Annotated in this window: 17 protein-coding genes; 8 read left to right on the top strand and 9 right to left on the bottom strand. The window is 71.7% G+C overall.

The window, feature by feature from the left end:
- Positions 1 to 5: 5 nt before the first annotated feature.
- Both OHS57_RS12730 and OHS57_RS12735 read right to left on the bottom strand, forming a co-directional pair.
- Complete coding sequence (locus OHS57_RS12730; RefSeq protein ID WP_328581980.1) at positions 6 to 839, bottom strand: Fpg/Nei family DNA glycosylase; 834 nt, start codon at positions 837 to 839, stop codon at positions 6 to 8.
- A gap of 134 nt (positions 840 to 973) precedes the next feature.
- Positions 974 to 1462, bottom strand: coding sequence for a ribose-5-phosphate isomerase (locus OHS57_RS12735; protein ID WP_041989723.1), 489 nt, complete (start codon positions 1460 to 1462; stop codon positions 974 to 976).
- A 102-nt stretch (positions 1463 to 1564) separates the two neighbouring features.
- Between OHS57_RS12735 and OHS57_RS12740 the strand changes: the two genes are divergently transcribed.
- Positions 1565 to 3118, top strand: coding sequence for an amino acid permease (locus OHS57_RS12740; protein WP_328581981.1), 1554 nt, complete (start codon positions 1565 to 1567; stop codon positions 3116 to 3118).
- Here OHS57_RS12740 and OHS57_RS12745 read toward each other — a convergent pair.
- Both OHS57_RS12745 and OHS57_RS12750 read right to left on the bottom strand, forming a co-directional pair.
- Positions 3017 to 3601 (bottom strand): biotin transporter BioY, encoded by a 585-nt coding sequence (locus OHS57_RS12745; RefSeq protein WP_328581982.1) that lies wholly within the window; start codon positions 3599 to 3601, stop codon positions 3017 to 3019. The two genes, OHS57_RS12740 and OHS57_RS12745, sit on opposite strands and share 102 nt — an antisense overlap.
- A gap of 192 nt (positions 3602 to 3793) precedes the next feature.
- Positions 3794 to 4426, bottom strand: a complete 633-nt coding sequence (locus OHS57_RS12750) for a mycothiol-dependent nitroreductase Rv2466c family protein (RefSeq protein ID WP_041989717.1) — start codon at positions 4424 to 4426, stop codon at positions 3794 to 3796.
- A gap of 134 nt (positions 4427 to 4560) precedes the next feature.
- On the opposite strand from OHS57_RS12750, the gene pepN (OHS57_RS12755) reads away from it, so the two are divergent.
- From pepN (OHS57_RS12755) to OHS57_RS12770, 4 genes are all read left to right on the top strand, one after another.
- Positions 4561 to 7179 carry an aminopeptidase N gene (gene pepN / locus OHS57_RS12755; protein WP_328581983.1) on the top strand — a complete coding sequence of 873 codons (2619 nt, stop codon included), beginning with the start codon at positions 4561 to 4563 and terminating at the stop codon, positions 7177 to 7179.
- A gap of 116 nt (positions 7180 to 7295) precedes the next feature.
- Positions 7296 to 8381, top strand: a complete 1086-nt coding sequence (locus tag OHS57_RS12760) for a hypothetical protein (RefSeq protein ID WP_328581984.1) — start codon at positions 7296 to 7298, stop codon at positions 8379 to 8381.
- A gap of 155 nt (positions 8382 to 8536) precedes the next feature.
- On the top strand, positions 8537 to 11860 hold the full coding sequence (locus OHS57_RS12765; RefSeq protein WP_328581985.1) for a S8 family serine peptidase: 3324 nt from the start codon (positions 8537 to 8539) through the stop codon (positions 11858 to 11860).
- Between the two features lie 149 nt (positions 11861 to 12009).
- On the top strand, positions 12010 to 13038 hold the full coding sequence (locus tag OHS57_RS12770) for an aspartate-semialdehyde dehydrogenase (RefSeq protein ID WP_328581986.1): 1029 nt from the start codon (positions 12010 to 12012) through the stop codon (positions 13036 to 13038).
- Positions 13039 to 13096: 58 nt separating this feature from the next.
- Here OHS57_RS12770 and OHS57_RS12775 read toward each other — a convergent pair whose 3' ends face one another.
- Positions 13097 to 13594 (bottom strand): DUF1203 domain-containing protein, encoded by a 498-nt coding sequence (locus OHS57_RS12775; protein WP_328581987.1) that lies wholly within the window; start codon positions 13592 to 13594, stop codon positions 13097 to 13099.
- A 126-nt stretch (positions 13595 to 13720) separates the two neighbouring features.
- Here OHS57_RS12775 and pepN (OHS57_RS12780) point away from each other — a divergent pair, with 126 nt between their 5' ends.
- Complete coding sequence (pepN, locus tag OHS57_RS12780) at positions 13721 to 16288, top strand: aminopeptidase N (protein WP_328581988.1); 2568 nt, start codon at positions 13721 to 13723, stop codon at positions 16286 to 16288.
- Positions 16289 to 16409: 121 nt separating this feature from the next.
- The gene (locus OHS57_RS12785) at positions 16410 to 17399 is read left to right on the top strand and encodes a phosphatidylinositol-specific phospholipase C (RefSeq protein ID WP_328581989.1); all 990 of its coding nucleotides are present in this window, start codon (positions 16410 to 16412) and stop codon (positions 17397 to 17399) included.
- A 25-nt stretch (positions 17400 to 17424) separates the two neighbouring features.
- Here OHS57_RS12785 and OHS57_RS12790 read toward each other — a convergent pair whose 3' ends face one another.
- The 4 genes from OHS57_RS12790 to OHS57_RS12805 form a co-directional block, all read right to left on the bottom strand.
- Positions 17425 to 18120 carry a TetR/AcrR family transcriptional regulator gene (locus OHS57_RS12790; RefSeq protein WP_328581990.1) on the bottom strand — a complete coding sequence of 232 codons (696 nt, stop codon included), beginning with the start codon at positions 18118 to 18120 and terminating at the stop codon, positions 17425 to 17427.
- A gap of 113 nt (positions 18121 to 18233) precedes the next feature.
- A complete protein-coding gene (locus OHS57_RS12795) occupies positions 18234 to 18479 on the bottom strand; it encodes a hypothetical protein (RefSeq protein WP_041989702.1) in 246 nt (81 codons plus the stop codon).
- A 20-nt stretch (positions 18480 to 18499) separates the two neighbouring features.
- Positions 18500 to 20608, bottom strand: coding sequence for a 4-alpha-glucanotransferase (gene malQ / locus OHS57_RS12800; RefSeq protein ID WP_328581991.1), 2109 nt, complete (start codon positions 20606 to 20608; stop codon positions 18500 to 18502).
- Entirely contained in the window at positions 20609 to 20863 is a 255-nt protein-coding gene (locus OHS57_RS12805) for a hypothetical protein (RefSeq protein ID WP_041989693.1), read from the bottom strand.
- Between the two features lie 359 nt (positions 20864 to 21222).
- Between OHS57_RS12805 and OHS57_RS12810 the strand changes: the two genes are divergently transcribed.
- A complete protein-coding gene (locus OHS57_RS12810) occupies positions 21223 to 24222 on the top strand; it encodes a beta-N-acetylglucosaminidase domain-containing protein (RefSeq protein ID WP_328581992.1) in 3000 nt (999 codons plus the stop codon).
- The last annotated feature ends 172 nt before the right edge of the window (positions 24223 to 24394 follow it).

Genomic DNA, 24394 nt, shown 5'->3' on the forward strand with positions numbered 1-24394 from the left:
CGTCCCTAGTCCCGCTGGCAGTTGGGGCACCAGAAGAGGTTCCGGGCGGCGAGGGGCGCCGTCCGGATCTCGGTGCCGCACAGCAGGCAGGGCAGCAGCGCCCTGCGGTAGACGTAGACCTCGCCGCCGTGGTCGTCGACCCGGGGAGGGCGGCCCATCGCCTCGGGGGTGTGTTCGGGGCGGACGGTGTCGATGCGGTTGTTCCGTACGCCTTCGCGCATCAGTCCGATCAGATCGGCCCAGACGGCGTGCCACTCGTCGTGGCCGAGGTCCTTGCCGGCGCGGTAGGGGTCGATGCCGTGCCGGAACAGGACCTCGGCGCGGTAGACGTTGCCGACGCCGGCGATGACCTTCTGGTCCATCAACAGTGCGGCGACGGTGACCCGGGAGCGGGAGATCCGCTCCCACGCCTTCTCGCCGTACGCCTCGGCCGCTTCGGGATCGTCGGTAGCAGCGCGCAGCGGGTCGGGGCCGAGGCGGTCGTGTATCGCCTGCTTCTCCGGCTCGGTGATCAGGGCGCAGGTGGTGGGGCCGCGCAGGTCCATGTACGCCGTGTCGTCCGCGATGCGCAGCCGGACGGTGTCCCTGGGCGGCGGGAGCGGCGGGGCGCCGAAGTGCACCTTGCCGAAGAGGCCGAGATGGACATGGACCCAGCCGGCGCCGCCGAAGCCGAGAAAGAGGTGTTTCCCGTGGGCGTCGGCGCCCTCCATGACCCGCCCGTCGAGCAGCGCCGCGCTGTCGGAGAACTTGCCCTGCGGGCTGCTGACCCGGACCGGCCGGCCGCCGAAGCGGTCGATGTGGTCCGCGGCGAGACGGTGGATCGTATGCCCTTCCGGCACGAAGACTCCTGAGCGACGGCGAACTGACGGTGCCGCCGGGCGCACGGCCCGGCGGCACGGTGGGACTCGGTGGGGCGAGGCGGGGGCGGGGCGGGCAGGGAGTGTCCGCCCGGACGAGACCGCGCGGACGCGACCTAGCCCTGCTGCGGGTGGTGCGCGGGGATCGGGGGGAGTTCGCCCGTCGCCTCGTACCGCTCCAGCATCTCGATCCGGCGCGCGTGGCGTTCGGCGCCCGAGTACGGGGTCTTGAGGAAGACCTCGACGAACGAGGTCGCCTCGTCGAGGCTGTGCATCCGGCTGCCGACCGCCATCACGTTCGCGTTGTTGTGCTCGCGGCCCAGCTCGGCGGTCTCCTCGCTCCAGGCCAGTGCGGCCCGTACGCCCTTGACCTTGTTGGCGGCGATCTGCTCGCCGTTGCCCGAGCCGCCGATCACGATGCCGAGGCTGCCCGGGTCGGCAGCGGTGCGCTGCGCCGTGCGCAGGCAGAACGGCGGGTAGTCGTCCTGGGCGTCGTAGATGTGGGGTCCGCAGTCGACGGGCTCATGGCCGTGGGCCGTGAGCCAGGCGACGAGGTGGGCCTTGAGTTCGAAGCCGGCATGGTCGGAGCCGAGGTACACGCGCATGAGGTGAGTGTGGCATGCGCGACGTTGGGTAGCGCTACGGGGTGCCTGGCGCCAGTGCGGTGTCGGCATTGTCATGTACTGCTCTGGAATAAGGAATCACATATGGCTCCCCTGCCTACCCCCACGAAGGAAGGCGGAGACCCCACCCAACCTGGGAATCCGCAATCGCCCGACGGCCTGCGGGCCGGCCTCAAGAACCGCCATCTGTCGATGATCGCGATCGGCGGTGTGATCGGGGCGGGGCTGTTCGTCGGCTCGGGCTCCGGTATCGCAGCGGCCGGGCCCGCCATCCTGCTGTCGTACGCGCTCGTCGGCGCGATGGTCGTGCTCGTCATGCGGATGCTGGGCGAGATGGCCGCCGCCCAACCGACGTCGGGCTCCTTCTCCGCCTACGCCGACCGGGCGCTCGGCCGCTGGGCCGGCTTCTCGATCGGCTGGCTCTACTGGTTCTTCTGGGTCGTGGTGCTGGCCGTCGAGGCGACGGCCGGCGCGGTGATCCTGGAGGGCTGGGTGCCCGCGGTGCCGCAATGGGCGTGGGCGCTGATCGTCATGGTCGTACTGACCGCGTCGAACCTCGCCTCGGTCGCCTCCTACGGCGAGTTCGAGTTCTGGTTCGCGGGTATCAAGGTCGTGGCGATCGGGGCGTTCGTCGTCATCGGGCTGCTGGCCGTCTTCGGCGTGCTGCCCGGCTCGCACAACGCGGGAGCCGGCTTCAGCCATCTCACCGACACCGGCGGGTTCCTGCCCAAGGGGCCCGGCGCGATCCTGACCGGGGTGCTGCTGGTCGTCTTCTCCTTCATGGGCAGCGAGATCGTCACGCTGGCCGCGGGTGAGTCGGCGGACCCGCGGGGCGCCGTGTCGAAGGCGACGAACAGCGTGATCTGGCGTATCGCGATCTTCTACCTCGGATCGATCTTCGTCGTGCTGACGCTCGTCCCCTGGAACGACAAGTCCATCGAGAAGGACGGCTCGTACGTGGCGGCCCTCAACTCGATCGGGCTGCCGCACGCGGGCGACATCATGAACGTCATCGTGCTGACGGCCGTGCTGTCCTGTCTCAACTCCGGTCTCTACACGGCGTCCCGGATGGCGTTCTCGCTGGGACGGCGCAAGGACGCACCCGTGGCCTTCGCCCGGATCAACAAGCGCGGGGTGCCGCAGGTGGCGATCCTGTCGTCCGTGCTCTTCGGCTTCCTCGCCGTCTGGTTCAACTACCAGTGGCCCGACACGGTGTTCCAGTTCCTGCTCAACTCGTCCGGGGCCGTGGCGCTCTTCGTGTGGCTGGTCATCTGCTGCACCCAGCTGCGGATGCGCGGCATCATCCTGCGGGAGAACCCGGACAAGCTCGTCGTGCGGATGTGGCTGTTCCCGTATCTGACCTGGGCGACGATCGTGATGATCGTGTTCGTCCTCGTCTACATGCTCACCGACGACTCCGGGCGCGACCAGGTGCTGCTGTCGCTGCTGGTGGCGGCGATCGTGGTGGCCGTCGCGCTGGTACGGGACCACCGCAGGCGGCAGAACGGCGGCGCGCCCGGCGCGGGAGCGGCGGGGTCAGCCCTTGCGGTTGACGAACGTCCAGGCGGCGGGGAAGGCACCGGTCGCGAGAGCGGCCTTCAGCCCGTCGCCGAGCAGGAAGGGCACAAGGCCGGCTGATATCGCCGCGCTCGTCGACATGCCGGTGGACACCGCCAGATACGGCACGCCCACCGCGTAGATGACCGCCGAGCCCAGCACCATCGTGGCCGCCGTGCGCAGCACGGAGCGGTCGCCGCCGCGCTCGGCCAGCGCACCGACGGCGGCGGCCGCGAGCAGCATGCCGAAGACATAGCCGAGGGAGGCGCCGCCGGGGCCGGAGCTGCCGGCCGAGAACCACGGCACGCCCGCGAGACCGACGAGGGTGTAGACGGCGAGGGAGAGGAAGCCCCTGCGGGCACCCAGCGCCGTACCGACGAGGAGCGCAGCGAAGGTCTGGCCGGTGACCGGCACGGGCGATCCGGGCACGGTGACGGAGAGCTGCGCCGCCACGCCGGTGAGCGCGGCGCCGCCGAGCACCAGCGCGATGTCGCGGGTGCGGGTGGCCGGCAGGAGGTCGGCGAGGACCGCTCCGGTACGGGGGGCTGCGGCAGCGGTGCTCATCGGGACTCCGGGGAGGTGCGGGGGCGGTTACGGTCAGCCTGACGGTAACGTACCCGCTCGCGCCGTGGCGCCGTCAGTTGTCCACAAAGCCGAGGTCAGAGCGTTGTCGGGGGCCCAACAACACCGGGCCCCCGCCGCGTCCGCGGGAGCCCGGTGCCGTCCGGTGCTGTCATGTGCCGTCCGTGGGAGAGGTCAGTCGAAGACCGGGCCCTGCGTCCTGGTGCGCTTGAGCTCGTAGAAGCCGGGGATCGAGGCGACCAGCAGCGTGCCGTCCCAGAGCTTCAGCGCCTCCTCGCCCTTCGGGGCGGGCGTGACGACCGGGCCGAAGAAGGCGACCTGCTCGCCGTCGGCGCCGGGGACGGCGATGACGGGGGTGCCGACCTCCTGGCCGACCTTGTCGATGCCTTCCTGGTGGGAGGCGCGCAGCTCGGTGTCGTACGTGTCGGAGTCGGCGTAGTCGAGCAGGTCGGCGGGGAGGTCGACGTCCTTGAGCGCGGCGGCGATGGCCTCGCGGGTCGGGCCCTCGCCGTTGACGTGGATGTGCGTGCCGAGCGCCGTGTAGAGCTTGCCCACGACCTCGTCGCCGTGCTTCTGCTGGGCGGCGATGACGACACGGACCGGCGCCCACGCCTTCGTCGCCATCATGTCGCGGTACTCCTCGGGCATCTCGTCGAGGCGCGGCTCGTTCAGCACGGCCAGGCTCATGACGTGCCAGCGGATGTCGAGGTCACGGCCCTTCTCCACTTCGAGCACCCAGCGCGAGGTCATCCAGGCCCAGGGGCACAGCGGGTCGAACCAGAAGTCGACGGGGGTCTTCTCGGACATGTCTCTCCTCTTACGGACTGCGGATACACCTCGCTGCGGCAACGTACCGGGCGGCCCGGCGCATTCCCCTTCGCCCCCTGTCAGCACCGCGTGCGAGGATCGGTCCTGTTCGTACGAGTCCCGAAGGAGTGTCCGTGCCCGGTGAGAATCTGTCCCGTGACGAGGCCCGCGAGCGGGCAGCCCTGCTGTCCGTGGACGGGTACGAGATCGCCCTCGACCTGCGCTCGGCGCTCGACGCGGAGCCGGGAGCGCAGGACGCGCCCGCCGCGTCCGGTGTGCCCGCGGGTGCGGCAGGGCCCCGTACGTTCCGGTCGGTGACGACGATCCGCTTCCGGTGCGCCGAGCCCGGGGCCGCGAGCTTCGCGGATCTGATCGCCCCGTCGGTGACGGCCCTGTCGCTGAACGGGCACGAGCTGGACCCCGCGGCCGTCTTCGACGGCTCACGGATCGCGCTCGACGGCCTCCAGGCGGAGAACGTGCTGGTGGTGGACGCGCAGTGCGCGTACAGCCGTACGGGCGAGGGCATGCACCGCTTCGTCGACCCGGAGGACGGCGAGGTCTATCTGTACACGCAGTACGAACCGGCCGACGCGCGGCGGGTGTTCGCCAACTTCGAGCAGCCCGACCTCAAGGCGCCGTACCTGTTCGAGGTGACGGCCCCCGACGGCTGGCAGGTCTGGAGCAACGGCGCCGGGACCCTGACGGACGGGGTGTGGCGGTTCGCGGAGACGAAGCCGATCTCGACGTACATCACGGCGGTCGTCGCCGGCCCGTACCACTACGTGAGCGACACCTACCGGCGCGCCCTGCCGGACGGCTCGACGCTGGAGATCCCGCTCGGCGCGATGTGCCGCAAGGGCCTGGCCCGGCACTTCGACGCGGACGACGTCTTCCTGCTCACCAAGCAGGGCCTGGACTTCTTCCACGACAACTTCGACTACCCGTACCCGTTCGGCAAGTACGACCAGGCCTTCGTGCCGGAGTACAACCTGGGCGCGATGGAGAACCCCGGGCTCGTCACCTTCCGCGAGGAGTACATCTACCGGGGCAAGGTCACCCAGGCGTCGTACGAGCGCCGGGCCAATGTGATCCTGCACGAGATGGCGCACATGTGGTTCGGCGACCTGGTCACCATGCGGTGGTGGGACGACCTGTGGCTGAAGGAGTCCTTCGCCGACTACATGGGCGTGTTCGCGATGGTGGAGGCCACCCGCTTCACCAACGGCTGGACGACCTTCGCCAACAACCGCAAGGCGTGGGCGTACCGCGCCGACCAGCTGCCGTCCACCCACCCGATCACGGCCGACATCCGTGACCTGGAGGACGCGAAGCTCAACTTCGACGGGATCACGTACGCGAAGGGCGCCTCGGTGCTCAAGCAGCTGGTCGCCTACGTCGGCAGGGACGCCTTCCTGGAGGGCGCCAGGCGCTACTTCAAGCGGCACGCGTACGGCAACACCCGTCTTGAAGACCTGCTGGCCGTGCTGACGGAGACCTCCGGCCGGGACCTGGCGGCCTGGTCGCGGGCCTGGCTGGAGACGGCGGGCGTCAACTCCCTGACCCCGCAGGTCGTGTACGACGGCGAGGACCGGATCACGGAACTGGCCATCGTCCAGGACGCGGCGGAGGCGTGGCCCGAACTGCGGCCGCACCGGGTGGCGATCGGCCTCTACCGGCGCACACCGGACGGCGGCCTCGACCGGTTCGCCCGTACGGAGACCGATGTCGTCGGCCCCCGAACGGTCGTGCCGGAGCTGGCGGGCGCCGAGCGGCCCGAGCTGATCCTGGTCAACGACGACGACCTGACGTACTGCAAGATCCGCTTCGACGCCGGTTCGCTGGACACCCTGCGCGCGCGGCTCGGTGAGCTGACCGACCCGCTGGCGCGCGCCCTGTGCTGGTCGGCGCTGTGGAACCTGACCCGGGACGCCCTGATGCCAGCCCGCGACTTCATCGCGCTGGTGCTCGCCCACGCGGGTCGGGAGAGCGACATCGGGGTGCTCCAGATGCTGCACGCCTGGGCGCGGTCCGCGCTGACCCGGTACGCGGCGCCGCAGTGGCGCGCGGAGGGCGGGCAGTTGCTCGCCGAGGGCGCGCTGAGCGAGCTGCGTACGGCGGAGCCGGGCAGCCAGCACCAGCTGACCTGGGCGCGGTTCCTGGCCGCCGTCGCCGCTTCGGACTCCGACTTCCAGCTGCTGCGCGGGCTGCTGGCGGGCTCGGCCAAGATCGACGGTCTCGATGTCGACCAGGAGCTGCGCTGGACGTTCCTCGAACCGCTCGTGGCGCACGGCCTGGCCGACGAGTCGGACGTCGCGGCCGAACTGGCCCGCGACGACACGGCGTCGGGGAAGCGGCACCAGGTGCGGTGCCTGGCGGCCCGGCCGTCCGCCGCCGTCAAGGCGCAGGCGTGGGCGCAGGTCGTCGAGTCGGACGTCCTGTCGAACGCGCTGGTGGAGGCGACGATCGCGGGCTTCGCCCAGCCCGGCCAGCGGGAGCTGATCGCGCCGTACGCGGAGCGGTACTTCGAGGCGATCGAGCGGGTGTGGTCGGAGCGTTCGATCCAGATCGGCATGGATGTGGTGAAGGGCCTGTACCCCGATCTCAAGGACGACCCGTCGACGCTCGAAGCGACGCGGGCCTGGCTCGCCGCGCACGAGGACGCGGCGCCGGCGCTGCGCAGGCTGGTGACGGAGGCGGCCGACGACCTGGCGCGGTCCCTGCGCGGTCAGGAGTGCGACGCCGCCGCCGCGTGAGCGGCAGAACGTGATCGGCAGTCGAACGTCCGTACTTTAGGACGAGCTTGTCCGGTTATGTCGACGAACGCGTAACAGGGGTTAGCGGAGGGTGAGCGCGCGGGGAGACCCGGGACATGAACAACAACACCCCCGTCACCCCCTGCCCCTTGAGCCACCTCACCGAAGGCGTGCGGCTGCGCGTGCTGTCGCTCGCCCAGCTCCGTGAGCACGGCGTGCCCGCCGCCAAGGCGCACGCGCAGTGCAGGCCCGACGGCCCCTGGCAGCAACTGCTGCCGGGGGTCTGTCTGTTGCACCAGGGTCCGCCGACCGGCGAGGAGCGGCTGCACGCCGCGCTGCTGTACGCGGGCCGGCCGAGCCCGGAGGGCGCGGCGGGGGTCCCCACGCAACCGTCGGACGGGTCCCGGGCCGCCGACGGGCCCCGGCCGCCCGCCGACTTCCCGTACGGCGCCGCGATGATCACCGGTCCCGCCGCGCTGGCGCTGTACGGCTTCGAGTCGGCGCCCTCGCCGCACGCCCTCGACACCGTCGACGTGCTCGTGGCGCGCACCCGGCGGCTGCGCTCCACGGGCTTCGCCCGGCTGATCCGTACACATGCCCTGCCCCGGTCCGTTTCGCTCACCGGTGTGCCGGTCGCGCCGGTGGCGCGTGCGGTGGCCGACGCGGTCGCCGACCTGTCCGAAGCGGCGGCGGTCGGGCTGCTGCTGGCCGAGGCCGTCCGCGGCGGCTACTGCGAACCGTCGGCGCTGGTGCGGGAGTTGAATCAGGCGAGGCTGCTGGCCCGGCCGCACGTGGTCGAGGCGGTGGACGCGCTGCTCGCCGAGGGCCGGGCACTGGCGGAGGGCCGGCTGTACGAGATGGTGTTCCTGAACGGGCTGCCCGACCCGGTGTGGAACGTGGAACTGCGGCTGCCCGGCGGTCCTTCGCTGGGCTGCGTGGACGCGTACTGGCCGGAACAGGCCGTCGCCGTCGAGTTGGACACCCGGGCGCCCCGGCAGGGCGGTGCGGGCGAGGACGAGGCGCTGTGGTCGCGGTACGCGCGCAAGCGCGAGCACCTGGAGCGGCTGGGTGTCACGGTCGTCCATCTCACCCCCCGCAAGCTGCGCGAATCGCTCGACCAGCAGGCCACGGTGGTGCGTACGGCACTGAGCGCGGCGGACGACCGCGATCCCGCCGCATACGTACTCGTCCTGCCCAGGTGACCGGTTCGTCCCCCTTGGCGTGGGAGTGACGGTGGCGGGTCTCCGCCATGTCCAGATCACGTAGCTGTCAACCCTGCACAAATCCCTGTCGATTAGGTAAAGCTGAGCGGTCATCCGGTGCCGAAATCCGGACTGTTCCTTTACACAACACAGGGATGCTGATGACCTCCGAATCCGAGAGATCCATATCCGGGCCGAGACGCGTGTCCCGGGTCGCGGCTGCCGCCGGACTGGCGGCAGCGCTGATCGCCTCCGGTGCTGTGCCCGCGTTCTCAGCGACGGGCGCCGACGACCCGGCCGCCCGCCCGAACGTCAAGCCGAGCGTCTCCCCCTCCGACAAACTCGGGGCGGTCGACGCCGACGTACTCGCCAAGGCCGAGGCCACGGGCGAGAAGAACGTCACGCTGATGGTCGCGACGGCGCCCGGGGCGACCGAGCAGGTCGCCGGTCAACTCGACGCCGTGCAGGGCGCTTCGGTCGGCAAGACGTACGACAAGCTCGGATACGTACGCGCCACGCTGCCGACCTCCAGGGCGAAGGCCGCGATCAAGGCGGCGTCGAAACTCTCCTCCGTCCAGGGCATCGATCTCAAGCAGGAGATCAAGCTGGACGACCCGTCGCCCGCCGGCACCACGGCCGACGGGGCGAAGGCGGCCAAGGGTAAGAACTCGGCCACCAAGACCTACCCCGGCCCGGACAAGCACACCCCGGCGAAGAACCCGTACAACCCCTCCTTCGAGACCGGCGCCGTCGACTTCGTCAAGCAGCATCCCAAGGCGGACGGCCGCGGCGTCACCATCGGCATCCTCGACTCCGGCATCGACCTGGGGCACCCCGCACTGCAGAAGACCAGCACCGGCGCCCGCAAGGTCGTCGACTGGGTCACCTCCACCGACCCGGTGGCCGACGGCGACGCCACCTGGCGCCGGATGAACGCCGCTGTCAGCGGGCCGGTGTTCACGGCCGCGGGCCGTACCTGGAAGGCCCCCGCCGGCTCGTTCGACTACAGCACCTTCTCCGAGGCGGCCACCCTCGGCGGTGACGAGGCGGGCGACCTCAACAGGGACGGCGACACGACCGACACCTGGGGCGTGCTCTACGACCCGGCCAAGGGCACCGTGCGCGTCGACCTCAACAACAACGCCGACTTCACCGACGACACCGCGATGAAGCCGTACAAGGACAAGTTCCAGATCGGCTACTTCGGCAAGGACGACCCGAGGACCGCGGTCGTCGAGCGCGTGCCGTTCGTCGTCGAGATCCGCAAGGACGTCGTCATCGACGCCGCGGGCACCACGTCCGACTACGTCAACATCGGTGTCATCCAGGCCGAGCACGGCACGCACGTCGGCGGCATCACCGCCGCCAACGGCCTGTTCGGCGGCAAGATGGACGGCGCGGCGCCCGGCGCCCAGCTCGTCTCGTCCCGCGCCTGCTCCTGGGGCGGCGGCTGCACCAACATCGCGCTGACCGAGGGCATGCTCGACCTCGTCGCCAACCGCGGTGTGGACATCGTCAACATGTCCATCGGCGGGCTGCCCCCGCTGAACGACGCCAACAACGCGCGCACCCTGCTCTACACCCGGCTGATCGACACCTACGGTGTCCAGCTGGTCATCTCGGCGGGCAACGACGGCCCCGGCACCAACACCATCAGCGACCCGGCCCTGGCCGACAAGGTCATCTCCGTCGGCGCGACCATCTCCAAGGACACCTGGGCGGCCGACTACGGCTCCGGCGTGACCAAGAAGAACGCCATGATGCCGTTCTCCGCACGCGGCCCGCGCGAGGACGGCGGTCTCACGCCGACCATCAGCGCACCGGGCGCCGCGATCAACAGCACCCAGACCTGGCTGCCGGGCTCGCCCGTCGCCGAGGCCGGGTACCAGCTCCCGCCCGGCTACTCGATGCTCCAGGGCACCTCGATGGCCTCCCCGCAGGCGGCCGGCGCGAGCGCGCTGCTGCTCTCCGCCGCCAAGCAGAAGCACATCGACCTCACCCCGGCGCGCCTGCGCACCGCGCTCACCAGCAGCGCCAAGAAGATCGACGGCGTGCAGGCCCATGAGCAGGGCGCGGGCCTGATCGACGTCGTCGGCGCGTGGAAGTCCGTGCAGCGCGGCGTCGACGCCCACGAGTACGCGGTCAAGGCACCGGTCGACAGCGCGCTCGACTTCGCGCTCGTGGACCCGGGCTTCGGCCCCGGCATCTACGACCGCGAGGGCGGTCTGAAGGTCGGCAAGGCCAAGACGTACGACGTCACCATCACCCGCACCACGGGCCCCAAGGGCGCCCTGGAGCACCAGCTCAGCTGGAAGTACGACGACGGCACCTTCCGGCTGCTCAGCAGCGGCAAGGTGCGGCTGCCGCTGAACCAGCCGGTGACCGTGACCGTGCAGGCCAGGCCCGGCTCGACCGGTGTGCACAGCGCCATCCTGCAGGCCGACGACAAGCGCACGGAGGGGATCGACAAGCAGATCCTCGCCACCGTCGTCGTCTCCAAGGACCTGGTGAAGCCCGGCTACACGTTCTCGGCGTCCGGCTCGGTGCAGCGCAACTCCACCAAGTCGTACTTCATCACCGTCCCCGAGGGCGCGAAGTCCCTTGAGGTCGCCCTCGGCGGACTCGCCAAGGGCAGCCAGACCCGGTTCATCGCCATCCACCCGTACGGCGTTCCGGTCGACGACACCACGACGACCATGTGCTACCCGAACTATGTGAACCCGGCCAACGTCTGCCGTCCGGATCTGCGTTCGTACACGGACCCGCTGCCGGGCGTCTGGGAGATCGAGGTCGAGGCGCGGCGTACGTCGCCGCTGCTCGACAACAAGTACAAGCTGGACGCGACCGTGCTCGGCGTCACCTTCGACCCGGCCGTGACCACCCTCCCCGAGGCCAAGATCGGCACCCCGACCCCGGTGGAGTGGAAGGTCACCAACGGGTTCGCGCCGATTGACGGCAAGCTCTCCGGCGGCTCGCTCGGCTCCGCGAAGGTGGACCGTCCGACGATCGCGCAGGGCGAGCAGCAGGTGACCACCGTCACCGTTCCCGCGGGCGCCGAGCGGCTCGACGTCGCGATCGGCAACCCCGCAGACACGGGCGCCGACCTGGACCTGACCGTCCTCAAGGACGGCGTGACGGTCGGGCAGTCGGCGGACGGCGACTCGGAGGAGGCCGTCAGTCTGGCCGAGCCCGCGGCCGGTACGTACACGATCCTGGTGGACGGCTACTCCGTACCCACGGGGTCGACCGCCTTCGACTACCGCGACGTGTACTACTCGGCGTCGCTCGGTTCGATCCAGGTGGACGAGGCGCAGCCGGTGAAGCTCGCCAACGGCGCCTCGGCGCAGGTATCGGCCGATGTCGTGGTGAGCAGCGCGGCCCCCGAGGGCCGGCAGTTCTTCGGTGATGTCCGACTGCTGAACGCACGCGGCACGGTCGCTGGCTCCGGCAGCGTCGTCATCGAGAGCGTCACTCCGTAACACCCGCTGTCCAGGGGGCGGGCGTCCGTGACGGGCGCCCGCCCTCCGGCATGTGGACAATGGAGTAGACAGGACGGGCCTGGTCAGACTCATCATGGAGCGGCAACCAGGCCGCTCGTTCGTGTACGTGTCCCTATGGAGGAGTCCCCGTGAAGGTCGGAATCGTCGGAGCCACCGGTCAGGTCGGCACTGTCCTGCGCAGGATCCTGGCCGAACGGAGCTTCCCGGTCACCGAGCTGCGGCTCTTCGCCTCCGCCCGGTCCGCGGGCTCCGCCCTCGACTGGCAGGGCGCGCCGGTCACGGTCGAGGACGCGTCTGCCGCCGACTACACCGGCCTCGACATCGTGATCTTCTCGGCCGGCGGCGCCACGTCGAAGGCGCTCGCCGAGAAGGTCGCGGGCCAGGGCGCCGTCGTGATCGACAACTCGTCCGCCTGGCGCCGTGACCCGCTGGTCCCGCTGGTGGTCTCCGAGGTCAACCCGCACGCCATCAAGGACCGCCCCAAGGGCATCATCGCCAACCCGAACTGCACGACGATGGCGGCGATGCCCGTGCTGCGCCCGCTGCACGACGAGGCCGGTCTGGTGGCCTTGGTCGCCACGACGTACCAGGCGGTCTCGGGCTCGGGGCTGGCCGGCGTCGCCGAGCTGCACGGCCAGGCGCAGAAGGTCGTCGCCGAGGCGGACAAGCTCACCCACGACGGCGGCGCGGTCGACTTCCCCGAGCCGTCCGTCTACAAGCGCCCCATCGCCTTCAACGTGCTGCCGCTGGCCGGCTCGATCGTGGACGACGGGTCGTTCGAGACGGACGAGGAGCAGAAGCTCCGCAACGAGTCCCGCAAGATCCTGGAGATCCCGGAGCTGAAGGTCTCCGGGACCTGTGTGCGGGTGCCGGTCTTCTCCGGGCACTCCCTCCAGCTCAATGCCCGCTTCGAGCGGCCGGTCAGCGTGGCGCGCGCGTACGAGCTGCTGAAGGACGCCCCCGGCGTGGAGCTGTCCGACATCCCGACCCCGCTCCAGGCAGCGGGCAAGGACGCGTCGTTCGTGGGCCGGATCCGTGACGACGAGACGGTGGTCAACGGTCTCGCGCTGTTCGTCTCGAACGACAACCTCCGCAAGGGCGCCGCGCTGAACGCGGTGCAGATCGCGGAGCTGGTCGCGGCCGAGCTGCGCGGCTGAGCCGCCCGGCCCTGTTCCCCCTGGCCGGTCCCGGCCGGTCCTGGCTGGTCCGGCCCGCTCAGTCCCTGCGCACCTCGTAGAGGAAGCAGCCGTACTCGACGGCCCGGACGTGGACGAGCGCCACGGCCGGGTCGGCGAAGGCCTCGGTGAACTTCTCGTCGAACGCCGCCTCAGCGGCGCGGGGGATCTCCAGCAGGCTGCCGCCGAGGATGTGCCCGTCGTAGCCGTAGCGCCGTACGGTGCGCAGCGCGCCGGGGGCGCCGAGCGGACAGCCGTCGCCGTCCGTGGGACCCGGGCACTCCTCGGCGTGGATGAAGACGGGCCCCTGCTCGTCGTAGGCCCCCGGGGCGGCCGAGGTCTCGGCCGCCCAGCGGCGCAGCGGGGCGTAGGAGACGAGCGCGAGGCGTTCGCCCGCCCGGCTGCGCCGCAGGCAGCAGCGCAGCGGGGCGCCGCCCTCGTCGTCGGTGAACGGGGCCAGGGGGCGGCCCGCGTCGTCGCGGTCACGGAGTTCCTTGAGTGCGGTCTGTCCGACCGGCCGTGCGTGGTAAGTGGTCACGGTCCGAGCCTGGCCCGGCGGTACGGCCGTGACCGGCGGTTTTCGGACCTCGCTGTCCTGTTCCGTGGCCGGAGGCGGCGCGTGGAAGGATGGGCGGAAACGTCACGAACCGAGGAGATGACCCGGGTGCCTGGCACAAATCTGACCCGCGAAGAGGCGCAGGAGCGTGCGCGCCTCCTCACCGTTGACTCGTACGAGATCGACCTCGATCTCAGCGGCGCGCAGGAGGGCGGGACCTACCGGTCCGCGACCACGGTGCGCTTCCGGAGCGCGGAGGCCGGGGCGGAGACCTTCATCGATCTGGTGGCCCCCTCGGTACGCGAGGTCGTCCTGAACGGCACGCCGCTGGACGCGGAAGGCGTCTTCAAGGACTCCCGGATCGCCCTGGCGGGACTGCGCGAGGGCGACAACGAACTGACCGTCGTCGCGGACTGCGCCTACACCAACACCGGTGAGGGGCTGCACAGGTTCGTCGACCCGGTCGACGACCAGGCCTATCTGTACACGCAGTTCGAGGTGCCGGACGCCCGGCGGGTGTTCGCCTCGTTCGAGCAGCCGGACCTCAAGGCGACCTTCCGGTTCACGGTGACGGCGCCGCAGGGCTGGACCGTGGTGTCCAACTCCCCCACGCCCGAGCCGGCGGAGAACGTCTGGCGCTTCGAGCCGACGCCGCGCATCTCGTCGTACATCACCGCGCTGATCGTCGGCCCGTACCACTCGGTGCACAGCACGTACGAGCGCGACGGGCAGTCGGTGCCGCTCGGCGTCTACTGCCGGCCCTCGCTGGCCGAGTACCTCGACGCCGACGCGATCTTCGAGGTCACCCGGCTGGGCTTCGACTGGTTCCAGGAGAAGTTCGACTACGCGTACCCCTTCGCCAAGTACGACCAGCTCTTCGTCCCGGAGTTCAACGCGGGCGCGATGGAGAACGCGGGCGCCGTGACCATCCGCGACCAGTACGTCTTCCGCTCGAAGGTGACGGACGCCGCGTACGAGGCGCGTGCCGAGACGATCCTGCACGAGCTGGCGCACATGTGGTTCGGCGACCTCGTCACGATGGAGTGGTGGAACGACCTCTGGCTGAACGAGTCGTTCGCCACGTACACCTCGATCGCCTGTCTGTCGGACGCGCCGGGCTCGCGCTGGCCGAAGTCCTGGACGACGTTCGCCAACTCCATGAAGACCTGGGCCTACCGGCAGGACCAGCTGCCGTCGACGCACCCGATCATGGCGGAGATCCGTGACCTGGACGACGTCCTGGTCAACTTCGACGGAATCACGTACGCGAAGGGCGCCTCGGTACTGAAGCAGCTCGTCGCGTACGTCGGCAAGGACGAGTTCTTCCGTGGCGTGCAGGCGTACTTCAAGGCGCACGCGTTCGGGAACACCCGCCTGTCCGACCTGCTGGGCGCGCTGGAGGAGACGTCGGGCCGGGATCTGAAGACCTGGTCGAAGGCGTGGCTGGAGACGGCCGGCATCAACATCCTGCGCCCGGAGATCGAGCTGGACGCCGCGGGGAACGTGACGTCGTTCGCCGTACGGCAGGAGGCGCCCGCGCTCCCGGCCGGCGCGAAGGGTGAGCCCGTGCTGCGGCCGCACCGGATCGCGATCGGCTGCTACGACCTCGACGGTTCGGGCGCGCTCGTGCGCAGCAGCAGGATCGAGCTGGACGTGGAGGGCGAGCGTACGGAGGTGCCGTTCCCGCAGAACACGCCGCGCCCCGCCGTGATCCTGCTCAACGACGACGACCTGTCGTACGCGAAGGTCCGGCTGGACGAGGAGTCGCTGCGCGTCGTCACGGCGCACCTCGGCGACTTCGCCGAGTCGCTGCCGCGCGCGCTGTCGTGGGCCTCGGCCTGGGACATGACGCGCGACGGCGAACTGGCCACGCGCGACTACCTGGCGCTGGTGCTGTCCGGCATCACGAAGGAGTCGGACATCGGTGTGGTGCAGTCCCTGCACCGCCAGGTGAAGCTGGCGCTGGACATGTACGCGGCGCCGGCCTGGCGTGAGACGGGCCTGACGCAGTGGACGGACGCCACGCTGGCGCATCTGCGCGCGGCCGAGCCGGCCGGCGACCACCAGCTCGCCTGGGCCCGCGCCTTCGCGGCGACGGCCCGCACCCCCCAGCAGCTGGACGTGCTGCAGGGCCTGCTGGACGGCACGGAGACGATCGAGGGCCTCGCGGTCGACACGGAGCTGCGCTGGGCGTTCGTCGAGCGCCTCGCCGCGGTCGGGCTGCACGACGAGGAGGAGATCGCGGCGGAGTACGAGCGCGACAAGACGGCGGCGGGCGAGCGCCACGCGGCGGCGGCGCGCTCGGCGCGGCCGACGGCCGAGGCGAAGGCCGAGGCGTGGGCGGCGGCGGTGGAGAGCGACAAGCTGCCGAACGCGGTACAGGAGGCCGTGATCGACGGCTTCGTCCAGGCCGACCAGCGCGAGCTGCTGGCGCCGTACACGGAGAAGTACTTCGCGGCGGTGGCCGACGTGTGGGGCTCCCGCTCGCACGAGATGGCCCAGCAGGTCGCGCTCGGCCTGTACCCGGGCATCCAGGTCGAGGCGGCGACGCTGGAGGCGACGGACGCGTGGCTGGCTTCGGCGGGTCCGAACGCGGCGCTGCGCAGGCTGATGTCGGAGTCGCGCGCGGGCGTGGAGCGCGCGCTGCGGGCGCAGGCGGCGGACGCGCAGGCGTAGGGCCTGGCCGGCCGGGGCGGGGGGCGGTCCTGCGGGACCGCCCCCCGTCCGGCACCGGTCGCCGAAGTCCCCTCCGTACAAGGGATGTTGAGAACGCTCCCCGGTGGGGCAGGTACCGCCCATGACTCTGAGCCGTCGCTCCCTCATACGCTCCGCAGCCGCCCTCACCACCACCGCCCTCGCCACCGGCGGCGGCATCGCGACCGCGCGCGCCGCGACCGCCCCGCGCATCGCGACCGGCCCGCGCATCGCGGCGGCCACCGGCAGCGCCGTTCCCGCCGACTGGATGGGCGGGCTGCCCGACGCGCTGTCACTGCTGCGGATGACCATCCCCGGCACCCACGACTCGGGCTGTACCGACCCCGACAACGGCACCGAGTGGTCACACACCCAGAACTGGGGCATCGCCGAGCAACTCCAGCGCGGCGTGCGCTTCCTGGACATCCGGGCCAACGGCCTCCAGGACCATCTCGACGACTCGTTCGGGATCTACCACGCCTCGTACTACCAGGGCATCACCTTCGACGGGGTGCTCTCGCAGTGCCGCGACTTCCTGCGGCAGCATCCGGGCGAGACGATCGTGATGCGGCTGAAGAAGGAGAACGGCACCAACAACGACGTCGGCGCGCGCTTCAAGGACGTTTTCGACGTCTACCTGGACGCCAAGGGCTGGCGCCCCTGGTTCCTCGTCACCGACCGGGTGCCGTCCCTGGGCGAGGCGCGCGGACGGATCGTCCTGATCGCCCAGTTCGACAACGACCTGCCGGTGCTGCAGTGGCCGGGCGGCGACAACGACTTCCTGTCGAACGAGTGGTTCTCGCTCCAGGACATCTACCAGGGACTGTCGTCGCCGTCGCAGAAGACCGGGAAGGTGACGCAGCAGTTCGACAACGCGGCGGCGGACCAGGACTCCGCGCTGATGTACATCAACTTCACCAGCTACGCGGGTGGGGGGTGGCCGAAGTTCAACGCGGACGCGATCATGCCGGGCGTGCAGAGCTATCTGGCCGCGCGGGTGTCGGACCGTACGCATCTGGGCGTGGTGCCGATGGACTTCCCGGACTTCCACTCGGACACGCTGACCACGCTGATCGACTGGAACTGGCACTAGGCCCTGTCCGGCCGAGGACCCGGGCTCACGCGTCGGGCGGCGCGCATTCGATGCCGGTGACCGCCGTCGCCGAGGGCGCGTCGCCCGGCGTGGGGGCGGCGCTCCCGCCGGGCCCGCGGGCGGTGTGGATCCGGAGCAGTCCCTCGATGCCGCGCTGCAGCGTCTCGCCGGCCAGGACCGGGTCGCCGAGGTAGCCCGCGCTCATCGCGCCGTCGCGGAGCATGACGAAGTGCCGCCCGGCGTGGTCGGCCTGATCGGTCGTGATCTCCGCGAACAGTCCGGTGATCGTCCGCAGGAACCACGCGCGGTGCGACACGACGGCGCGGTGGACCGGGTGGGCGGGGTCGGGGAACTCCGCCGCCGCGTTGAGGAACGCGCAGCCCCGGTAGCCGGGTGAGCGGATCTGCTCGACCAGGGAGGCGCCGATGCCCCGCAGGATGTCGTCGGTCGGCACGTCCGCGGCCGTCAGCGCGCCGATCTGGGTGCGGATCGCCTGGTCGACGCTCTCGATGTACGCGACGGCCAGCTCTTCCTTGCTGCGGAAGTGGCGGTAGAAGGTCGCGTTGGTGACCTTCGCCTCGGCGACCAGACGGTCGACACCCACCGTGTGGATGCCCTCCGCGTAGAAGAGCCGCGCGGCGGTCCCCAGAAGCCGCTCCCGGGCCTCGGAGACCTTCCTGCCGGTGCCTGTGCCGGATGCCGTCTGTGTCATACCGCCCATAATAGCGGGGAGAACGGTCTTTCTACCGGGTACGCCGCGCTCACTCCCCCCGCGCGCACAAAGGCGCCGTCCCGGCACATCGCGTGCCGTGCGGCGCCCAGCAGCTTCGAGCGTCAGCTCTGGCTCTGCTTCTGCTGCTTGCGGGACTTGTCGAGGACCGTCACCAGACCGGCGATGATGCCGAACAGCACCAGCGGTGTGAAGACGAACAGACCGAGCGTCTCGATCACGCTCAGGCCGGATCCCGGGTCGTCGCCGTCGTCCCGGGTCAGGGCCAGCGCCGGGGACGACATGAGCAGCATGATCAGCGTCGTACCGGCCGCGACGGCGCCGGCGCGCAGAGCGTTCTTCTTGTCCACGGTGCAAACGTAGCGAACGCCTACCGCCGCCGCGCGCGCGGGGGTGCCGTACGGGGACTCAGGACGTCCATCAGGGCACGCAGCCGGGGCGAGGCGACCAGCTCCTCCAGGGTGACCGGGCGGCCCTGCGCGTCGGCGACCGGCAGGCGCCAGTTGGGGTACTGGTCCCAGGTGCCCGGCAGGTTCTGCGGGCGGCGGTCGCCCACCGTGTCCGGCAGCCAGACGCCGACCATGCGGGCCGGGGTGCGCAGCAGGAAGCGGTAGACCGCGCGGATCTGCTCCTCCTCGTCGTCGCTGCCGTCGGTGAGCAGATCGAGTCCGGTGAGGTAGCCGAGCCATTCGGCCACCTCGGCGTGCTCCTCGGCCTGTTCCTGGGCGAGCGGCCTGGTGAGCAGGCCGAGGCGGTGGCGCAGCTCCACGTGCTCGCCGGTGAGCCGGGCGGCCGTGGACGGCAGGTCGTGGGTGGTCGCCGTGGCCACGCACCCGGCGCGCCAGGTCTCCGGTGCCAGCGGCTGTCCCGTACCGGTCCAGTCCCGCTCGAACCAGAGCACGGATGTGCCGAGCACCCCGCGCCGCTCCAGCGCCTCGCGTACGCCGGGTTCGACCGTGCCGAGGTCTTCGCCGATGACGACGGCGCCCGCGCGGTGCGCCTCCAGGGCGAGGACGGCGAGCATCGCCTCCGCGTCGTACCGGACATACGTTCCCCGGGTGGGTTCCTGGCCGGCCGGCACCCACCAGAGCCGGAACAGACCCATCACATGGTCGATCCGCAGCGCGCCCGCGTTACGCAGGAGGCCCTTCAGCAGGCCCCGGTACGGGGCGTAGCCGGAGGCGGCGAGCACGTCGGGGCGCCAGGGCGGCAGCCCCCAGTCCTGGCCGAGCGCGTTGAAGGCGTCCGGCGGGGCGCCGACGGACATCCCGGCGGCGAAGGCGTCCTGCTGGGCCCAGGCGTCGGCGCCGTCGGGGTGCACACCGACCGCCAGGTCGTGGACGATGCCGACGGCCATGCCGGCGTCGGCCGCGGCCTGTCCGGCCGCCGCGAGCTGCTGATCGGTCAGCCAGGCGAGCCGCGAGTGGAAGTCGACGCGGGGCAGCAGCTCACGGCGGGCGGCCTCGGTCTCGGCCGAGCGGGGGTCGCGGAGCCCGGCCGGCCAGTCGTGCCACTGCGGGCCGTACGCCTCGGCGAGGGCGTACCAGGTGGCGTGGTCCTCCAGGGCCTGGCCCTGGGACGCCAGGAAGGCGTGGTAGTCGGCCGTGCGGCCGGGGCCGAGCGGGACACCGGCCAGGATCTCCAGCGCCTCGCGCTTGAGCAGCCACACGGCGTCGCGGTCGATCAGCGCGCCCTTGTCGAGGACGGCGGAGCGCAGCTCGGCGGCCTTCACCAGCAGCGCGTCGAGCCGCGCGCGGTCGGCGCCCTCGACGTAGGCGTACTCGGGCACCGCCTCGATCCGCAGATGGACCGGGTCGGGGAAGCGCCGGGACGAGGGGCGGTACGGGGAGGGGTCGGTCCGCTCGCCGGGGACAGCCGCGTGCAGCGGGTTGATCTGGACGAATCCGGCGCCCAGGGCCCGCCCCGACCAGCCGGCCAGCTCGGCGAGGTCACCGAGGTCGCCCATGCCCCAGGAGCGGCTGGAGAGCAGGGAGTAGAGCTGCACCAGGAAGCCGTGGGTACGGCCGGGCGGCTGCGGCACCGTCTCGGGGGCGGCCACGAGCGCGGCGGCTGCGGTGCGCCCGTCGGGGGCGACGGCCGTCAGCCGGTGCACCCCGAGCGGAAGGGACGGCCACGTACCCCCTGCGGGCAGCTCCAGGGGATCGCCGGGCGCGGTCTCCGGATCGCGCTCCAGGTCGAGCACCAGCGTCGTACCCGCGGGCAGCGCGCGCACGGCGGCCGGCGGCTCCGGGTGCGCGGCGGCGCCCCACAGCACCAGCGTCGGGGGCAGCAGCAGGCGCGCCGCCGCGCTCTCCGCGCGCGTCAGGGCTTCGTCGACGGCGGCGGGCGTGGACGCGTCGACGCCGAGGGCGGCGAGCACCGCGACGACCGCCTCGTCGGACACCGGTACGTCGACGTCCGGCGAGGGCGAGTAGGAGGTGGCGACGCCGTGCAGTTGGGCGAGCCTGGCCAGGCCCATTCAGACTCCTGGGGACTCCGTGCCGCCGGCCGTGCCCGGCGCGGTCGGCTCACTGGTGAGCGGGGCGGTGTCGGCAAGCGGCGGCTCGCTGGTCAGCGGCGCGGCGTCGGCGAGTGGGGGTTCGCTGGTCAGCGGGCCGGGGACGGCCTGCGGCGGACCCTCCACCACCTGTTTGGACAGGGCCTCTTCGGAAAGGGGCCGTTTGGAACAGCCGGGCGGCACAAGTGCGGATGCGGCCATGACGGCGCCTCCCATGATCGGCGTAAGGGACACAGCAGCCCTACCCAGTGGGCGGAGCCGCAGACGTGTACGGCGGGTGAACGTGTTCCGGCTCACGATCCGTTCCCCCGCGCGTCAGCGCCTGTCACCCGAACGAGGCGCGCCGACCGGTCACTTGGACCGTCCGGCCGAACGGACTGCCCGAACCGGGCAGTGGGCCCCAAGTGAACACCCTGCCCTGCACACCGGGCAATTACGACACAGCGGCCACGCACATTGACACCTACCCGCCGGGGTGGTGGGCTCAGTGCCCCTCAGGCCCTGTACCGACAGGATCTGACAGGACGCAGGCGTGTGACCACGGAGCGGGACTACGGAGCGCGAGGGGATCAGGCGTGCAGCTGGGGCGCAGGAAGCGGACCGCGACGGCCGTCGCCGTCGCGGTGATCGGTGGTCTGCTCGGCGCCGCGCCGGAGGCGTCGGCGGCCCCGCACGACCCGGGTTCGCCGGCCGCGACCACCCCCGACCGCGACGCCGCGCCCGGCGTCCCGGCGGTGTGGCCCAAGCCGCAGACGATCCGGGCCGCGGGCCAGGCGGTGCCGCTGGGCGACGAGGTCGCGGTCGTGGCGGCCGCGGACGCCGACCCGTACGCCGTCGAAGCGGTGAAACACCTGCTGAGCCAGGCGGGCGCGCGGATCGTACGGACCCTTCCCTCGGCCGCCGCCGCTGCCTCGGTGCCGGGCCCTGTCGTCCTGATGGGCGGTACGGAAGCGCGGAGCGCGCTGCGCGCCCTGCGCGCGCCCGAGAGCGCCGATCTCCCGTCCGGCGGCTACCGGATCGCCGTCGGCGGTGTCGCGGGGCGCGGCACGATCGCACTGGACGGCGTCGGTGACGACGGGCTGTTCCACGCGGCGCAGACGCTGCGCCAGCTCGTGGTGAAGCAGCCCGCGGGCCCTGTGGTCCCGGGCGTCGTCGTACGCGACTGGCCGGGCACGGCGGTGCGCGGCACGACGGAGGGGTTCTACGGCACGCCCTGGGACCAGCGGCAGCGGCTGGCGCAGCTCGACTTCATGGGCCGCACGAAGCAGAACCGCTATCTGTACGCGCCGGGCGACGACCCGTACCGGCAGGCGCAGTGGCGTGATCCGTACCCGGCGGCGCAGCGGGCCGACTTCCGCGCGCTCGCGGAGCGGGCCCGTGCCAACCATGTGACGCTCGCCTGGGCCGTCGCCCCCGCGCAGGCGATGTGCCTGGCGTCGGACAAGGACGTCAAGGCGCTCAACCGCAAGATCGACTCGATGTGGGCGCTCGGGGTGCGCGCCTTCCAGTTGCAGTTCCAGGACGCGAGTTACAGCGAGTGGCACTGCGACGACGACGCGGACACCTACGGCTCGGGCCCGGAGGCGGCGGCCAGGGCGCACGCGCGCGTGGCCAACGCGGTGGCGGCCCACCTCGCGCAGCGCCATCCCGGGGCGGAACCGCTCGGGTTGATGCCGACCGAGTACTACCAGGACGGCGCGACCGCCTACCGCACCGCGCTCGGCAAGGCGCTGGACGGCCGGGTGCAGGTCGCCTGGACGGGCGTCGGGGTGGTCCCCCGCACCATCACCGGGCGTGAACTGGCGGGCGCGCGTGCCGCGTTCCAGCATCCGCTGGTCACAATGGACAACTACCCGGTCAACGACTACGAGCAGGGGCGGCTCTTCCTCGGCCCGTACACCGGCAGGGAGCCCGCCGTCGCGGGCGGTTCCGCGGCGCTGCTCGCCAACGCCATGCAGCAGCCCGCGATTTCCCGTATCCCGCTGTTCACCGCGGCCGACTACGCCTGGAACCCGCGGGACTACCAGCCCGACGCGTCCTGGCACGCGGCGATAAGCGATCTGGCGGGCGGGGACGTCAAGGCGCGTGAGGCGCTGACGGCGCTCGCGGGCAACGACTCTTCGTCCATTCTGAGTTCGACGGAGTCGGGCTATCTCAAGCCGCTGCTGGCCGACTTCTGGCGCACCCGTACGTCGTCGGAGACCGACCCGAAGGTGCGGGACAGCGCGGCGGCGCGGCTGCGGGCCGCCTTCACGGTGATGCGGGAGGCCCCGCTGCGGCTCGCGGCGACCGCCGACGGGCGGCTCGACGCCGAGACGCAGCCGTGGATAGAGCAACTGTCGCGCTACGGCAGGGCGGGCGAACTCGCCGTCGACATGCTCCAGGACGAGGCGCGCGGCGAAGGCTCGTCCGCCTGGCAGTCGTCGCTGGAACTCGACCCGCTGCACAAGGCGGTCAAGGCGAGCCGGGTGAAGGTCGGCACGGGCGTGCTGGACCCGTTCCTTGACCGCGCGGTCAAGGAGTCGTCGGCCTGGACGGGCGCGGGCAGGCCCGACGGCAAGGACGTCACCAGATCGGCGCACGCGTACACCGTCGACATCGGGAAGGTCCGCCCGCTCACCACGGTGAACACCATGACCGAGCCGGGGACGGGCGCGGGCGCGAGCGTCCAGGCGCATGTCCCCGGTGAGGGCTGGCGCACGCTGGGCCCGCTCTCGGCGACCGGCTGGACGCAGACGGACGCCAAGGGCGTACGGGCCGACGCGGTGCGGATCTCCTGGCAGGGCGCGGGCCCCAACAACGGCGTGTCGGGTCCCGGGACCACGGCCCCCGCGGTGCGCAGGGTGGTGCCCTGGTTCGGCGACGGGCCGCGGGCCAGTCTGGATCTGGCGCGCGGCGAGACGGACGCGGAGATCGGCGGCGGCCCGCAGAAGGTCGAGGCGCGGCTGGCGGCCGAGAGCCCGGGGGCGGTGCGGGGCGCGCTGACGGCCAAGGCGCCTTCCGGCATTCGGGTGAAAGTACCCAAGGAGACGACGGTCCCGCGCGGGCTCGGCACGACCGTTCCGGTGGAGGTCGCGGTCGAGCCCGGCACACCGGCGGGTACGTACGAGGTGCCGCTGACGTTCCACGGCGAACAGCGGACGCTGACGGTCCGGGCCTCGCCCCGTACCGGCGGCCCCGACCTGACCCGCGCGGCCGGTGCCACGGCCATGTCGTCCGGCGACGAGACGCCCGATTTCCCGGCGTGGCAGGCGATCGACGGCGACCCGGCCACCCGCTGGTCGTCCCCCGTCGAGGACGGCGCCTGGTGGCAGGTGGAGCTGGCGGCGCCCGCCCGGGTCGGCCAGGTCGTCCTGCGCTGGCAGGACGCCTACGCCGCCCGCTACCGCATCCAGGTGTCGGCCGACGGCCGGTCCTGGCGTACGGCGGCGACCGTCACCCAGGGCAAGGGCGGCCGGGAGGCGATCGGCATGGACGCGAAGGACACCCGCTTCGTACGGGTGCAGGGCGACGCGCGCGCCACCCAGTACGGCTACTCGCTGTTCTCGGTCGAGGCGTACGCGGTGGCGAAGTAACGCGCCCCCCGACCGACGACACCCCCTCCTGCGCCCGGCGGGTCTCTGTCCCACGTGGGCGGCGGGTATGTGGGTGCGTGCGGGTCGGGGCCGCGTCCCAGGCGTGAACGCCCGGCCGCCGTCCCCCGGTGGTCAGGCACGCCCGTGTGCCGACGGCCGGCCTGAAGGGGGT

The organism is Streptomyces sp. NBC_00370, from assembly GCF_036084755.1.
GTDB lineage: Bacteria > Actinomycetota > Actinomycetes > Streptomycetales > Streptomycetaceae > Streptomyces.

Coding starts and splice junctions, on each gene's coding strand:
- OHS57_RS12735 (WP_041989723.1), bottom strand. CDS start 1,462: ATGCGCGTGTACCTCGGCTCCGACCATGCCGGCTTCGAACTCAAGGCC.
- OHS57_RS12785 (WP_328581989.1), top strand. CDS start 16,410: ATGACTCTGAGCCGTCGCTCCCTCATACGCTCCGCAGCCGCCCTCACC.
- OHS57_RS12790 (WP_328581990.1), bottom strand. CDS start 18,120: ATGGGCGGTATGACACAGACGGCATCCGGCACAGGCACCGGCAGGAAG.
- malQ (WP_328581991.1), bottom strand. CDS start 20,608: ATGGGCCTGGCCAGGCTCGCCCAACTGCACGGCGTCGCCACCTCCTAC.
- OHS57_RS12805 (WP_041989693.1), bottom strand. CDS start 20,863: ATGGGAGGCGCCGTCATGGCCGCATCCGCACTTGTGCCGCCCGGCTGT.
- OHS57_RS12765 (WP_328581985.1), top strand. CDS start 8,537: ATGCTGATGACCTCCGAATCCGAGAGATCCATATCCGGGCCGAGACGC.
- OHS57_RS12750 (WP_041989717.1), bottom strand. CDS start 4,426: ATGTCCGAGAAGACCCCCGTCGACTTCTGGTTCGACCCGCTGTGCCCC.
- OHS57_RS12760 (WP_328581984.1), top strand. CDS start 7,296: ATGAACAACAACACCCCCGTCACCCCCTGCCCCTTGAGCCACCTCACC.
- OHS57_RS12740 (WP_328581981.1), top strand. CDS start 1,565: ATGGCTCCCCTGCCTACCCCCACGAAGGAAGGCGGAGACCCCACCCAA.
- OHS57_RS12745 (WP_328581982.1), bottom strand. CDS start 3,601: ATGAGCACCGCTGCCGCAGCCCCCCGTACCGGAGCGGTCCTCGCCGAC.